Consider the following 13103-nt stretch of genomic DNA (forward strand, 5'->3'; position numbering starts at 1 on the left):
CATGCGGGCACCATGATCGTCTGCCTCTGCCACCGCGTGTCCGACCGCGACATCCACCGTGCCGTGGCCGACGGCACGCACAACTTCGAGCACCTGCAGGACCGCACCCGCGTCGCGTCCAACTGCGGCAACTGCCTGGACTGCGCGCAGATGGTGTTCGAGGAGGCCTGTGCCGACCACGGCGTGGGCGCCGCCCCGGCGGCCTGCGCCGGCGGCTGCGGGGGCTGTGCCCGAGGCACGGCCGCCTCCACCCCGGCGCCCTGGGTCCCGGTCGCACGCCAGGCCGCCTGAGACCCGGCGGCCGGCCGGCCCCTCGTTCAGACCGCAGCCAGGGCCTGCGTCAGCTCGGCGCGCAGGTCCTCCACGTCCTCCACCCCCACCGACAGGCGGATCAGCGTGTCGCCGATGCCCAGCCGCGCGCGCTGCTCGGCGGGGATGGAGGCGTGCGTCATGATCGCCGGGTGCTCGATGAGGCTTTCCACGCCGCCCAGGCTCTCGGCCAGGGCAAAGAGCTCGCAGCGCTCCAGGAAGCGCCGCGCACCGGCCAGGTCGCCGGCCAGCTCCATGGACACCATGCCGCCGAAGCCGCGGCGCATCTGGCGGCGCGCCAGCGCGTGCTGCGGGTGGCTGGCCAGGCCGGGGTAGTGCACGCGGGCCACCTTCGGCTGGGCCTGCAGCCACTCGGCCAGCTGCAGCGCGTTCTGGCTGTGGCGTTCCATGCGCAGCGCCAGCGTCTTCACGCCGCGCAAGGCGAGGAAGGCGTCGAAGGGCCCCGCGATGGCGCCCACCGCGTTGTGCAGGAAGGCCAGCTGCTCGGCGATGGCCGCATGGCGCGGCTCGCGGCCCACCACCGCCACGCCGCCCACCACGTCCGAGTGGCCGTTGAGGTACTTGGTGGCCGAATGCACCACCACGTCGAAGCCCAGCTCCAGCGGGCGCTGGCCCCAGGGGCTGGCGAAGGTGTTGTCGGCCACGGCCAGCAGCCCGCGCTCGCGCGCGATGGTGGCCACCGCCTCCAGGTCGATCAGCTTGAGCAGCGGGTTCGAGGGCGTCTCCACCCACAGCATGCGGGTCTCAGGCCGGATGGCGGCGCGCAGGGCGCCGGGCTCGGTCATGTCCACGAAGCTGAAGGACAGGTTGGCGCTGCGCCGGCGCACCCGCTCGAACAGGCGGTAGCTGCCGCCATACAGGTCGTCGCTGGCCACCACGTGGGCGCCGCTGTCCAGCAGCTCGAGCACGGTGGACATCGCGGCCAGGCCCGAGGCGAAGGCGTAGCCGCGCTGGCCGTTCTCCAGGTCGGCCACGCAGCGCTCCCAGGCCTCGCGGGTGGGGTTCTGCGAGCGCGAGTACTCGTAGCCCTTGTGCACCCCGGGGCTGGACTGCACGTAGGTCGAGGTGGCGTAGATGGGCGGCATGATCGCGCCCGTGGTCGGGTCGGGCCGCTGGCCGCCGTGGATGACGCGCGTGGCGAAGCCGTGGGCAGGGGCTGCGCCGTGGTCGGTCGTGTCGCTCATGCGAGATGCCTCCGCAGGTGGTTGAGCAGGTCGAATCGGGTGATCAGGCCGTGCAGGCGCTCGCCGTCGGCCACCACCGCCACCATGCCGCGGCGCAGGGTGGTGGTCAGCGCCGCCAGCCCGGCGCCGGGGGCGAGGGTCTCCACCTCGGTGTTCATGGCCGTGCGCACGGGCTCGCGGAAGCGCGCGGCATCGCCCTGCACATGCAGCAGCAGGTCCGATTCGTCCAGCAGCCCCGCCAGGCGGCCCCGCTCGTCCAGCACCGGCAGCTGCGAGATGTCGGCCGCGCGCATGCGCTGGAAGGCACTGAGCAGCGTGTCGTCCGGGGTCACGCTCACCACGGCGCCGTCTTCCATGCGGCGCGAGATCAGGTCGCGCAGGTCACCCACCACCGGGCGGTGCAGCAGCCCCTGGTCGAACATCCACGCGTCGTTGTAGACCTTGCTCAGGTAGCGCGTGCCGGTGTCGCAGACGAAGGTCACCACACGCCTGGGCTCACGCTGGGCGCGGCAGTAGCGCAGCGCCGCGGCCAGCAGCGTGCCGGTGGACGAGCCGCTGGCGATGCCCTCGCGCTTGAGCAGCTCGCGCGCGGTGGAGAAGCTCTCTTCGTCGTCGATGGTGTAGGCCTGGCGCACGCCGTCCAGCTCGGCGATGGACGGGATGAAGTCCTCGCCGATGCCTTCCACGGCCCACGAGCCGGCCTGGCCCACGCGGCCGGTGTCGATGTAGTCGGCCAGCACCGAGCCCTTGGGGTCGGCCAGCACGAACTCGGTGTGCGGGTCCACGCGGCGGAAGTAGCGCTTCAGGCCGGTGAGCGTGCCGCCCGAGCCCACGCCGCAGACGATCGCGTCCACGCGGTGGCCGGTCTGCTGCCAGATCTCCGGCGCAGTGGTGGTCTCGTGGGCCAGGGGGTTGGCGGGGTTGTTGAACTGGTCGCTGTACCAGCTGCCGGGGCGCTCCGCCGCCAGCCGCGCCGCCATGTCCTGGTAGTAGGCCGGGTGGCCCTTGCCCACGTCCGAGCGCGTGATGTGCACCTCGGCGCCCAGCGCCTTCAGGTGCAGCACCTTCTCGGCGCTCATCTTGTCGGGCACCACCAGGCAGACCCGGTAGCCCTTGGCCCGCGCCACCAGCGCCAGGCCCAGGCCGGTGTTGCCGGCGGTGGCCTCGATCACCGTGCCGCCCGGCTGCAGCCGGCCCTCGCGCTCGGCCTGCTCGATCATGGCCAGGCCGATGCGGTCCTTGATGGATCCGCCGGGGTTCTGCGACTCCAGCTTCACGAACAGCCGGCAGCAGCCGGTGTCGAAGCGGGTCAGTTCCACCAGCGGCGTGTTGCCGATGAGGTCGAGCACGGCGGGTCGGCCGGCGCCCGGGTCGGCGGGCGTCTCGGGGCGTGTTGGCATGGAAAGCCCTCCCAGCGGTCAGGGTGCGCGTGTGGGCCGGCACACAGCGGCGGTGGCCGCGCCGGCACGGACGCCGCTGGCCCGGTGGGGCAGCGGCCGGGGCAGGGTACGACGCGCGGGGAAGGCCCTGACGTCAGCCGGGTCGGGAGTGCGCGGCGTTGCCCTGGGGCAGGCTGCGCACCAGCTCGCCCAGCAGCTGGGCGGCCGCGCGTTGCAGCGGCGTGGCGCGCTTGTGCGCCGACGTGGCCAGGCACAGCACGGTGCCGACGGCCGGCTCGCTGAGCGGCCGGGCCACCAGCTGGTCCGCCCGCCCGGAAGCGATCACGGCGCTGGCGTGCAGCACGGCGTGGCCATAGCCGGCGGCCACCAGGTCGATGATGGCCGCGATGCTGGACACCTCGGAGGCGATGTCCAGCGTCAGGCCGGCCAGCGTGGCCTGGCTCTCCACCAGCCGCCGGATGACATGCTGCCGCTCGGGCATGACCAGCGGGTAGCGCGACAGGGTGCGCAGCGGCACCGGCCCGCGCTCGGCAGCGGCCGGGCCGGCGGCACTGACCAGGCACAGCGGCTCCTCGAGCAGCGGCTCGATGGTGAGGCTGGGCGAGGGCTCGGGGTTGTACAGCAGGCCCAGTTCGATGCGGCCGCTGGCCAGCCACTCGGTGATGTGCGAGGACAGGCCCTCGACGATGGCCACACGGGCCTTGGGCAGCTGGCGCCGGAAGCCGTCGATCAGCGGCAGCGTGAGCTGGCGGCCGATGCTGGGCGGCATGCCCAGCGTGATGCGGCCCACCGGTTCGTCGCGCTGGGCACCCATGTCCTCGCGTGCCTGGGCGACGCGGTTGAGGATGCCCACGCTGTGCTCGAACAGGCGCCGCCCGGCGTCGGTGAGGCTGACGCCGCGGCCGTTGCGGCGCAGCAGCGTCTCGCGCAGGTCCACCTCCAGCGCCCGCACCTGGCGGCTGAGCGCGGGCTGCGCGATGTCCAGCGCCACGGCCGCCTTGCTGAAGCTGCCCAGCTCGGCGACGGTGACGAAGTACTCGAGTTGCTTGAGGTTCATGGCCAGGGCCGGCCGATGATACGGCCGCCCTGGCGCGCGCCCGGGCGCGGGGTGGCTCAGCGCGGCGTGTACACCGGGGCCGAGGCGCCCTGGGCCGGCGCAGGCACGGCCGGGGCGGCCGGGCGGGCCGGCGAGGCCACCGGGGCGGGCAGGGCAGGGGCCGGCTGGGTGCCGGCCGGTGCCCGCATCACGCGCGTCTGCGCGCCGGTGGTCACCAGCACCACCGGGTCGCCCGGCTGCAGCACTTCGGTGCCCTTGGCCTGGATGATGGCGCGGCGTTCGCCGCTGCGCAGCTGCACCAGGATTTCGTAGGCCTCTTCACGCGTGGCGCCCCGCTCGACGGCGTTGCCGATCACGGCACCGGCCACCGCGCCGAGCACGCCCACCACGGCGCCTTCGCGGCGACCGCCCACCGACGAGCCGGCGATGCCGCCCACCACGCCGCCGGTGACCGCCCCGGCGCCGGTCTGCTGGCCATCCACCACGACCGGCCGGATGCTGAGGATGGTGGCGTCCTGCACATGCGACATGCGCTGGGCCTGGTGGCGCTGCACCACGTCGGGGCTGGTGGTGGTGCAGCCGGCGAGCAGCGCGGCGGCCAGCAGGGTGGCGAAGGTGGCCACGCGGGCCGCGGGACGGGAAGAGGTGTGCATGGTGGTGTGTGAATAGCCCAGTGAGGCCCAGCGGATCCAACGCCCGCTGTGTCGGGTGCGTTGACAGCGGGCTGCCGCCTCGGGCGGGTGGCGGTGCGGTCAGCCGTGCAACCGGCTGCTGCGGGGCACGCTGGCCAGCAGGAAATCCATCTGGTCGACCAGGATGCGCCGGCCGCGCAGGATCATGTCCTCGTGCAGGCTGGGCACGTACGGCAGGTACAGCAGGTTCATCCGCGCTTCCTCGGGCAGCCGGTCGGCCTTGCGGCCGTTGCAGGCCCGGCAGGCGGTGATGCAGTTCATCCAGCTGTCGGCGCCACCGCGCGAGACCGGCACGATGTGCTCACGCGTGAGGTCGTCGTAGGCGAACCGGTGGCCGCAGTAGGCGCAGATGCCGCGGTCGCGCGAGAACAGCTTGGGGTTGGTGAGCGCCGGGCTGACGCGCCAGGCCCGCGAGGGGATGGCGCCGCGCACCGCGATGATGGGGTGCACCTCGATGCGGCTGGGCAGGCCGGTGGCGCGTTGCACGCCGCCGCGCAGCACCGAGCAGGTCTGGCCCAGCGTCCAGGCAATGCTGTCGCTGGCGTAGAGCACGGCGGCTTCGCGCACCGTCATCCACGCCTGCGGGCGACCGGACACATCGAGCTGCAGGACCTCCATGCTGGGTTCCAGGCTGGTTTCGACGCTAGCCGACGAGCATAGCGCGGCCGTGTGACTGCGCTCAACTGCCCGTTCCTCGCCCCCACGCCGGCATCACCGGCTGCGGGTTAACCCGTAATTGTGCGCCGCGACGGGGCGTTCTAGGCCGTGAACCCTAAAAAAAGTCGCGCACTGGTGCGTGCGTGCGGCGCCGAAATCTGCAAAATAGAACGATCGTTCGTTCACATCTGGCCGCCCCGGCCAGCGCCCCTCCCGTGTCGACCCCCGTGGAACACCGCCGCAGCGCCGCCAGCGCCCGGTCCCTGCAGAAGGGCCAGGCCACGCGTGCCGCCATCCTGGACGCCGCCCTGACGCTGGCGTCCAGCATGGGGCTGGAGGGCCTGTCCATCGGGGCGCTCGCCGAGGTCACCGGCATGAGCAAGTCGGGCGTCTTCGCCCATTTCGGCTCGCGCGAGGAACTGCAGATCTCGGTCATCCGCGAGTACCACGCCAAGTTCGAGGAAGAGGTGTTCTTCCCGGCCATCCGCCAGCCCCGCGGGCTGCCCCGCCTGGAGGCGCTGTTCGAGAACTGGGTCAAGCGCGTGTCCGTCGAGATCGACTCCGGCTGCATCTACATCAGCGGTGCGGTCGAGTTCGACGACCGCCCGGGCCCCGTGCGCGACGCCCTGGCTGCCATGGTGCACGCCTGGCACGGCGCGCTGCAGCGTGCCATCGAACTCGCCGTGCAGATCGGGCACCTGAAGCCCGACACCGACGCCGCCCAGATGCTCTTCGAGATCCACGGCCTGATCCTCGCGCTGCACCACGACGCCCGGTTCCTGCGCAGCCCCGGCGCCGTGGAGCGTGCGCGCATCGGCTTCGCCCGCACCGTGTCCCACTATGCCGCGCCCGGCGCACCGGTCACCCCCGTGCGCGCGGCGCAGCCTGCTGCTGCCACCCGGCAGCCATAACTCGTCCCACCCCTGCTTCCAAGGAGCGACCATGCCCCACTACAACCCGCCCCTGCGCGACCTGCAGTTCGTGCTGCACGAGCTGATCGACGTGGTCGGTGAACTCAAGGAGATCCCGCAGTTCGCCGAGGTGGATGCCGACACCATCAACGCGGTGCTGGAAGAAGGCGGCAAGTTCGCCGCCGAGGTGGTGGCCCCGCTCAACCTGGGCGGCGACGCGCAGGGCTGCACGCTGGACAAGGCCACCCACGAGGTGACGGCGCCCGAGGGCTTCAAGGCGGCCTACGCCAAGTACGTGGAGGGCGGCTGGCCCGCGCTGAGCTGCGATCCGGCCTACGGCGGCCAGGGCCTGCCGCACACCGTGAACCAGTGCTTCTACGAAATGCTCAACAGCGCCAACCAGGCCTGGACGATGTACCCGGGTCTGTCGCACGGCGCGTACGAGGCGCTGCACGCGCACGGCACCGACGAGCAGAAGGCGCTGTACCTGCCCAAGCTGACCAGCGGCGAATGGACCGGCACCATGTGCCTGACCGAGCCGCACTGCGGCACCGACCTGGGCCTGCTGCGTACCAAGGCCGAGCCCCAGGCCGACGGCACCTACAAGATCACCGGCCAGAAGATCTTCATCTCCGCCGGCGAGCACGACCTGGCGGCCAACATCGTGCACCTGGTGCTGGCCCGGCTGCCGGACGCGCCGGCCGGCTCCAAGGGCATCTCGCTGTTCATCGTGCCCAAGTTCCTGGTGAACGCCGACGGCTCGGTGGGGGCACGCAACGGCATCCACTGCGGCGCGCTCGAGCACAAGATGGGCATCCACGGCAACGCCACCTGCCAGATGATCCTGGAAGACGCGGTGGGCACGCTGGTGGGCCAGCCGAACAAGGGCCTGCAGGCCATGTTCGTGATGATGAACGCCGCCCGCCTGGGCGTGGGCAACCAGTCCCTGGGCCTCACCGAGGTGGCCTACCAGAACGCCGTCACCTACGCCAAGGACCGCATCCAGATGCGCGCCCTGTCGGGCCCCAAGGCCACCGACAAGCCGGCCGACCCCATCATCGTGCACCCCGACGTGCGCAAGATGCTGCTGACCGCGCGCGCCTTCGCCGAAGGCGGCCGCGCGCTGCTCATCCACACCGTGGTGCAGCTGGACAAGGCGCTCGCCCACCCCGACGAGGACGTGCGCAAGGAGGCCGACGACGAGGTGGCGCTGCTCACGCCCATCATCAAGGCCTTCATCACCGACAACGGCTGGCTGGCCACCTCGCACTGCATGCAGGTGTACGGCGGCCATGGCTACATCCACGAGTGGGGGATGGAGCAGTTCGTGCGCGACGCCCGCATCAACATGATCTACGAGGGCACGAACACCGTGCAGTCGCTGGACCTGCTGGGCCGCAAGATCCTGGGTGACAACGGCAAGAAGCTCAAGGCCTTCGGCAAGAAGGTGGCCGCCTTCGTCGAGGACGAGGGCGTGCGCGAGGACATGCAGGAGTTCATCAACCCGCTGGCCGACCTGGGCGACAAGGTCACCAAGCTGACCACCGAGATCGGCATGAAGGCCATGGGCAACGCCGACGAAGTCGGCGCGGCGGCGGTGGACTACCTGCGCGTCGTGGGCCACCTGACCTTCGCCTACCTCTTCGCCCGCATGGCCAAGGTGGCGCTGGATGCGCAGAAGGCCGGCAACACCGACCCGTTCTACGCGGCCAAGCTGCACACGGCGCGCTTCTACTTCGCCAAGCTGCTGCCCGAGACGGCCAGCCTCATCCGCACCTGCCGCGCCGGCCTGCAGCCGCTGATGGCCATGGACGAGCAGCTGTTCTGATGCCCCCACGCTCCCTATCGGTCGCTGCCCCCCGGGGGGGCTCGCGCAGCGGACCGGCGAAGCCGGGTCCGGGGCGTGGTTCCCCCACGCTCCCTGCGGTCGCTGCCCCCCGAGGGGGCTCGCGCAGCGGACCGGCGAAGCCGGATCCGCGCACGCCACTGGATGGCGCCGCCGCTGGCGCGCGGCGCGCGGCGCTGTGCGCTGGCTTGTTGCTTGCCTCGGCCGGCGCCTGGGCCCAGGCCACGCCCGTGGGCCTGTGGAAGACGATCGACGATGCGACGAAGAAGGAGAAATCCTTCGTGCGCATCGCCGAGGCCGGCGGCGTGCTCGTGGGCCGCATCGAGAAGCTGCTGGACGCCGCCGACAAGGCCGACGCCGTGTGCGACGAGTGCACCGACGAGCGCCGCGGCCAGCCGGTGGTGGGCCTGACCATCCTGCGTGGCGTGCGCCCGCATGCCGAGGACAAGACCGTGTGGGAGGGCGGGGACATCCTCGACCCGGCCAACGGCAAGGTCTACAAGGTGCGCCTGAAGCCCGTGCAGGGCGGCAAGGCGCTCGAAGTGCGCGGCTACATCGGCGTGCCGATGTTCGGCCGCAGCCAGACATGGGTGCGCGTCGAGTGACGCCCGCCTCCCAGATCCCGAAGGAGAACCGCAAATGAGTCGATTCCAGGTCCGCAAGGTCGCCGTGCTCGGCGCCGGCGTGATGGGCGCGCAGATCGCCGCCCATCTGGTCAACGTGAAGGTGCCGGTCGTGCTGTTCGACCTGCCGGCGAAAGAGGGCCCGAAGAACGGCATCGTCACGAGGGCGATCGACAACCTGAAGAAGCTCAAGCCCGCGCCGCTGGGCGTGGTGGAGGACGCGGGCCGCATCCAGGCCGCCAACTACGAGGAGCACCTGGAGCTGCTGAAGGACTGCGACCTGGTGATCGAGGCCATCGCCGAGCGCATGGACTGGAAGCTCGACCTGTACCAGAAGATCGCGCCGTTCGTGTCGCCCACCGCCATCGTGGCGTCCAACACCTCGGGCCTGTCGATCACCAAGCTGAGCGAGGCGCTGCCCGAGTCGCTCAAGCCCAACTTCTGCGGCATCCACTTCTTCAACCCGCCGCGCTACATGTACCTGGTGGAGCTGATCCCCACCCCCACCACGCGGCCGGAGATCCTCGACCAGCTGGAGACCTTCGTCACCAGCACCGTCGGCAAGGGCGTGGTGCGCGCCAAGGACACGCCCAACTTCGTGGCCAACCGCGTCGGCATCGCCGGCATGCTGGCCACGATCGCGGAAGCCGAGAAGTTCGGCCTGTCTTACGACGTGGTCGACGACCTGACCGGCAAGAAGATGGGCCGGGCCAGCTCGGGCACCTTCCGCACGGCGGACGTGGTGGGCCTGGACACCATGGCGCACGTCATCAAGACCTTGCAGGACAACCTCAAGGACGACCCGTTCTTCCCCAGCTATGCCACGCCGTCCGTGCTGGGCAAGCTGATCGAGCAGGGTGCGCTGGGCCAGAAGTCGGGCGCCGGCTTCTACAAGAAGGTGGGCAAGGACATCCTGCGCCTGGACCCCGCCAAGGGGGACTACGTCCCGGGCGGCGCCAAGGCCGACCCGCTGGTCGACCGCATCCTCAAGAAGCCCGCCGCCGAGCGCCTGAAGCTGCTGCGCGAGTCCAGCAACCCGCAGGCCCAGTTCGTCTGGTCCATCCTGCGTGACTCCTTCCACTACGTGGCCGTGCACCTGGCCGACATCGCCGATTCCGCCCGCGAGGTGGACTTCGCCATGCGCTGGGGCTTCGGCATGAAGCAGGGCCCGTTCGAGCTCTGGCAGGACGCGGGCTGGCAGCAGGTGGCCCAGTGGGTGAAGGAAGACATCGAGGCCGGCAAGGCCCTGTCCAGCGCCCCGCTGCCGGACTGGGTGTTCGACGGGCGCACCGGCGTGCACACGCCGGAAGGCTCCTGGTCGGCCGCCGAGAAGCGCTACATCCCGCGCTCCACGCTGCCGGTGTACCAGCGCCAGCACTTCCCCGAGAGCCTGGTGGGCGCCGGCGCGGCCGACCCGCTGAAGGCCGGCACCGAGGTCTACCGCAACGACGACATCCGCGTCTGGACGCTGGACGGCGAGGTGCTGATCGCCACCATCACCTGCAAGCTGCACCTCATCAGCCCCGCCGTCACCGAGGGCCTGCTGAAGGCGGTGGAACTGGCCGAAGGCGGCTACCAGGGCCTGGTGATCTGGTCGCCGGACGACGTGTTCTCCGCGGGCGCCAACCTCGAGGCCCTGATGCCCGTGTTCATGAAGCACGGCAGCAAGGGCATCAACCCTGAGGTGAAGAAGCTGCAGGACGCGCTGCTGCGCGTGCGCTACGCCAGCGTGCCGGTGGTGGCCGCCATGCGCGGCATCGCGCTGGGCGGCGGCTGCGAGATCGCGGTGGCCTGCGCCAAGCGCGTGGCCGCGATGGAGACCTACGTGGGCCTGGTGGAAGTGGGCGTGGGCCTGCTGCCGGGTGGCGGTGGCCTCACCTACATCGCGCGCCGTGCCGCGGAGAACGCGGCCAGCGGCCCGGGCGCCGACCTGCTGAACTTCCTCAAGGGCGGGTTCGAGGCGGCGGCCATGGCCAAGGTGGGCACCAGCGCGCTGGAGTCGCGCAAGCTGGGCTACCTGCTGGACACCGACGTCATCGTGCCGAACAAGGACGAACTGCTGCACGTGGCCATCACCCAGGCCAAGGCGATGGCCGAATCCGGCTACCGCGCGCCGCAGAAGGCCGCCATCCCCGTGGCCGGCCGCATGGGCATCGCCACCATCAAGGCGAGCCTGGTGGGCATGCGGGACGGCGGCTTCATCAGCGCGCACGATTTCTACATCGCCAGCCTGATCGCCGACGTGGTGTGCGGCGGCGAGGTGGAAGCCGGCACGGTGGTGAGCGAGGAATACCTGATGACGCTCGAGCGCAAGCACTTCTGCAGCCTGCTCGACCACCCGAAGACGCAAGAACGCATCATGGGCATGCTGCAGACCGGCAAGCCCGTGCGCAACTGACCGATTGGAGCGACGCACATGAGCAAGCAAATCCAGGACGCCTACATCGTCGCCGCCAGCCGCACCCCGATCGGCAAGTCGGGCCGCGGCTACTACCGCAACACCCGCTCCGACGACCTGCTGGTGCGCGCCGTGCAGGCCGCACTGGCCCAGGTGCCCTCGCTGGACCCCAAGGCCATCGAGGACGCGGTCATCGGCTGCGCCATGCCCGAAGGCGAGCAGGGCGCCAACATGGCCCGCATCGCCATGCTGCTGGCGGGCCTGCCGAACACCGTGGGCGGCATCACCGTCAACCGCTTCTGCGCCTCGGGCCTGTCGGCCATCGCGATGGCCGCCGACCGCATCCGCGTGGGCGAGGCCGATGTCATGCTCGCCGGCGGTGCCGAGAGCATGAGCATGATCCCCATGACCGGGGTGAAGCCCTCGTTCAACCCCAACGTCTTCCTGAAGGACGAGAACGTGGGCATCGCCTACGGCATGGGCCTGACGGCGGAGAAGGTGGCCGCGCAGTGGAAGGTCAGCCGCGAGGACCAGGACGCCTTCGCGCTGGCCTCGCACCAGAAGGCGCTGGCCGCGCAGGCGGCCGGCGGCTTCAGCGACGAGATCTGCCCGGTGGACGTGGTGGAGCGCTTGCCCAACCTGGAGACGGGCGAGGTCAGCGTGAACACCCGCACCGTGAGCCTGGACGAGGGCCCGCGCAAGGACACCTCGCTGGAAGGCCTGGCCAAGTTGAAGCCGGTGTTCGCCGCCAAGGGCAGCGTCACCGCGGGCAACAGCTCGCAGACCAGCGATGGCGCGGGTGCGCTCATCCTGGCCAGCGAGAAGGCCGTGAAGCAGTTCGGCCTGACGCCGCTGGCGCGCTTCGTGAGCTACGCCAACAAGGGCGTGCCGCCGGAGATCATGGGCATCGGCCCGATCGAGGCCATCCCCTTCGCGCTGCAGAAGGCCGGCCTCAAGCAGGACGACCTGGGCTGGATCGAACTGAACGAGGCCTTCGCCGCGCAGGCGCTGGCGGTCATCCGCACCGTGGGCCTGAACCCCGAAGTGGTCAACCCCATGGGCGGCGCCATTGCGCTGGGCCACCCCCTGGGCGCCACGGGTGCCATCCGCGCCGCCACCGTGGTGCACGCCCTGCGCCGCCAGAAGCTGAAGTACGGCATGGTCACGATGTGCGTGGGCACCGGCCAGGGCGCCGCCGGCATCTTCGAAGCCGTCTGAAAGGGACCCCAGCGATGAGCATCAAGACCGCCGTCGTCAACGGCGTGGCGACCATCGAGATCGCCCGGCCGGAGAAGAAGAACGCGCTCACCCAGGCCATGTACGAGGCCATGGCGCATGCCCTCGGCCAGGCCCAGGCCGACGGCAGCGTGCGGGCGGTGCTCATCGCCGGCCAGCCCGGCATCTTCACCTCGGGCAACGACATCGAGGACTTCATGCAGCGGCCGCCGCAGGACATCGACTCGCCGGTGTTCCGCTTCATGCAGGCGCTGGTGGGCTGCGACAAGCCGGTGGTGGCGGCCGTCACCGGGGCGGCCATCGGCATCGGCACCACGCTGTTGCTGCACTGCGATTTCGTCTACGTGAGCGACGAGGCCCGCCTGGCCATGCCGTTCGTCAGCCTGGGCCTGGTGCCGGAGTTCGCGTCCAGCCTGCTGGTGCCCGAGCTCATGGGCGCGCGCCGCGCGGCCGAGAAGCTGCTGCTGGGCGACCCCTTCACGCCGGAGCACGCGGTGGAGTGCGGCATCGCCAACGCGGTGCTGCCGGCCGCCGAGGTGGTGAACCACGCCCGCCGCGTGGCCGAGCGCTTCAATGCGCTGCCGCCCGGCGCCGTGCGCGACAGCAAGCGGCTGATCCACGGCCCGCGCCGCGAGCGCATCATGCAGGTCATCGCCGAAGAGGCCACAGTCTTCGGCCAGCGGCTGCGCAGCCCCGAGGCGATGGAGGCCTTCCAGGCCTTCTTCCAGAAGCGCCAGCCCGACTTCTCCCAGTTTTCGTGACACGGCCT

12 protein-coding genes are annotated in these 13103 nt (G+C 71.0%); 7 read left to right on the plus strand and 5 right to left on the minus strand.

Annotation, left to right across the window (positions count from 1 at the left end):
- Positions 1-12 precede the first annotated feature (12 nt).
- On the plus strand, positions 13-291 hold the full coding sequence (locus tag ACE3UN_RS14190; RefSeq protein ID WP_374675620.1) for a bacterioferritin-associated ferredoxin: 279 nt from the start codon (positions 13-15) through the stop codon (positions 289-291).
- 26 nt (positions 292-317) lie between these two features.
- Here ACE3UN_RS14190 and ACE3UN_RS14195 read toward each other — a convergent pair whose 3' ends face one another.
- The 5 genes from ACE3UN_RS14195 to ACE3UN_RS14215 form a co-directional block, all read right to left on the minus strand.
- Positions 318-1514, minus strand: a complete 1197-nt coding sequence (locus ACE3UN_RS14195; protein ID WP_374675621.1) for a PLP-dependent aspartate aminotransferase family protein — start codon at positions 1512-1514, stop codon at positions 318-320.
- Complete coding sequence (locus tag ACE3UN_RS14200; RefSeq protein ID WP_374675622.1) at positions 1511-2914, minus strand: pyridoxal-phosphate dependent enzyme; 1404 nt, start codon at positions 2912-2914, stop codon at positions 1511-1513. Before ACE3UN_RS14200 ends, ACE3UN_RS14195 begins: the two co-directional genes overlap by 4 nt.
- Before the next feature lie 133 nt (positions 2915-3047).
- Positions 3048-3971 carry a LysR substrate-binding domain-containing protein gene (locus ACE3UN_RS14205; RefSeq protein WP_374675623.1) on the minus strand — a complete coding sequence of 308 codons (924 nt, stop codon included), beginning with the start codon at positions 3969-3971 and terminating at the stop codon, positions 3048-3050.
- Positions 3972-4027: 56 nt separating this feature from the next.
- Positions 4028-4624 carry a glycine zipper 2TM domain-containing protein gene (locus ACE3UN_RS14210; protein ID WP_374675624.1) on the minus strand — a complete coding sequence of 199 codons (597 nt, stop codon included), beginning with the start codon at positions 4622-4624 and terminating at the stop codon, positions 4028-4030.
- A gap of 99 nt (positions 4625-4723) precedes the next feature.
- Positions 4724-5281 carry an HNH endonuclease gene (locus ACE3UN_RS14215; protein ID WP_374675625.1) on the minus strand — a complete coding sequence of 186 codons (558 nt, stop codon included), beginning with the start codon at positions 5279-5281 and terminating at the stop codon, positions 4724-4726.
- Positions 5282-5535: 254 nt separating this feature from the next.
- Between ACE3UN_RS14215 and ACE3UN_RS14220 the strand changes: the two genes are divergently transcribed.
- The 6 genes from ACE3UN_RS14220 to ACE3UN_RS14245 all read left to right on the plus strand — a co-directional run bounded on the left by ACE3UN_RS14220 (position 5536) and on the right by ACE3UN_RS14245 (position 13095).
- Positions 5536-6231 (plus strand): TetR/AcrR family transcriptional regulator, encoded by a 696-nt coding sequence (locus ACE3UN_RS14220; protein ID WP_374675626.1) that lies wholly within the window; start codon positions 5536-5538, stop codon positions 6229-6231.
- Positions 6232-6262: 31 nt separating this feature from the next.
- The gene (locus ACE3UN_RS14225) at positions 6263-8059 is read left to right on the plus strand and encodes an acyl-CoA dehydrogenase C-terminal domain-containing protein (protein WP_374675627.1); all 1797 of its coding nucleotides are present in this window, start codon (positions 6263-6265) and stop codon (positions 8057-8059) included.
- Between the two features lie 206 nt (positions 8060-8265).
- A complete protein-coding gene (locus tag ACE3UN_RS14230) occupies positions 8266-8682 on the plus strand; it encodes a DUF2147 domain-containing protein (protein WP_374675628.1) in 417 nt (138 codons plus the stop codon).
- 34 nt (positions 8683-8716) lie between these two features.
- Positions 8717-11098, plus strand: a complete 2382-nt coding sequence (locus ACE3UN_RS14235; protein WP_374675629.1) for a 3-hydroxyacyl-CoA dehydrogenase/enoyl-CoA hydratase family protein — start codon at positions 8717-8719, stop codon at positions 11096-11098.
- A gap of 18 nt (positions 11099-11116) precedes the next feature.
- A complete protein-coding gene (locus ACE3UN_RS14240; RefSeq protein WP_374675630.1) occupies positions 11117-12316 on the plus strand; it encodes an acetyl-CoA C-acyltransferase in 1200 nt (399 codons plus the stop codon).
- A 14-nt stretch (positions 12317-12330) separates the two neighbouring features.
- A complete protein-coding gene (locus tag ACE3UN_RS14245) occupies positions 12331-13095 on the plus strand; it encodes an enoyl-CoA hydratase (RefSeq protein ID WP_374675631.1) in 765 nt (254 codons plus the stop codon).
- Positions 13096-13103: the final 8 nt, after the last annotated feature.

Origin of the sequence: Ideonella sp., assembly GCF_041918995.1 — a bacterium.
Classification (GTDB): Bacteria; Pseudomonadota; Gammaproteobacteria; order Burkholderiales; family Burkholderiaceae_C; genus Ideonella.

Bases quoted from the DNA above. Each gene is read 5' to 3' on its own strand.
- ACE3UN_RS14195 (WP_374675621.1), bottom strand. From the start codon at position 1,514: ATGAGCGACACGACCGACCACGGCGCAGCCCCTGCCCACGGCTTCGCC.
- ACE3UN_RS14215 (WP_374675625.1), bottom strand. From the start codon at position 5,281: ATGGAGGTCCTGCAGCTCGATGTGTCCGGTCGCCCGCAGGCGTGGATG.
- ACE3UN_RS14205 (WP_374675623.1), bottom strand. From the start codon at position 3,971: ATGAACCTCAAGCAACTCGAGTACTTCGTCACCGTCGCCGAGCTGGGC.
- ACE3UN_RS14210 (WP_374675624.1), bottom strand. From the start codon at position 4,624: ATGCACACCTCTTCCCGTCCCGCGGCCCGCGTGGCCACCTTCGCCACC.
- ACE3UN_RS14235 (WP_374675629.1), top strand. From the start codon at position 8,717: ATGAGTCGATTCCAGGTCCGCAAGGTCGCCGTGCTCGGCGCCGGCGTG.
- ACE3UN_RS14200 (WP_374675622.1), bottom strand. From the start codon at position 2,914: ATGCCAACACGCCCCGAGACGCCCGCCGACCCGGGCGCCGGCCGACCC.
- ACE3UN_RS14240 (WP_374675630.1), top strand. From the start codon at position 11,117: ATGAGCAAGCAAATCCAGGACGCCTACATCGTCGCCGCCAGCCGCACC.
- ACE3UN_RS14245 (WP_374675631.1), top strand. From the start codon at position 12,331: ATGAGCATCAAGACCGCCGTCGTCAACGGCGTGGCGACCATCGAGATC.
- ACE3UN_RS14190 (WP_374675620.1), top strand. From the start codon at position 13: ATGATCGTCTGCCTCTGCCACCGCGTGTCCGACCGCGACATCCACCGT.
- ACE3UN_RS14225 (WP_374675627.1), top strand. From the start codon at position 6,263: ATGCCCCACTACAACCCGCCCCTGCGCGACCTGCAGTTCGTGCTGCAC.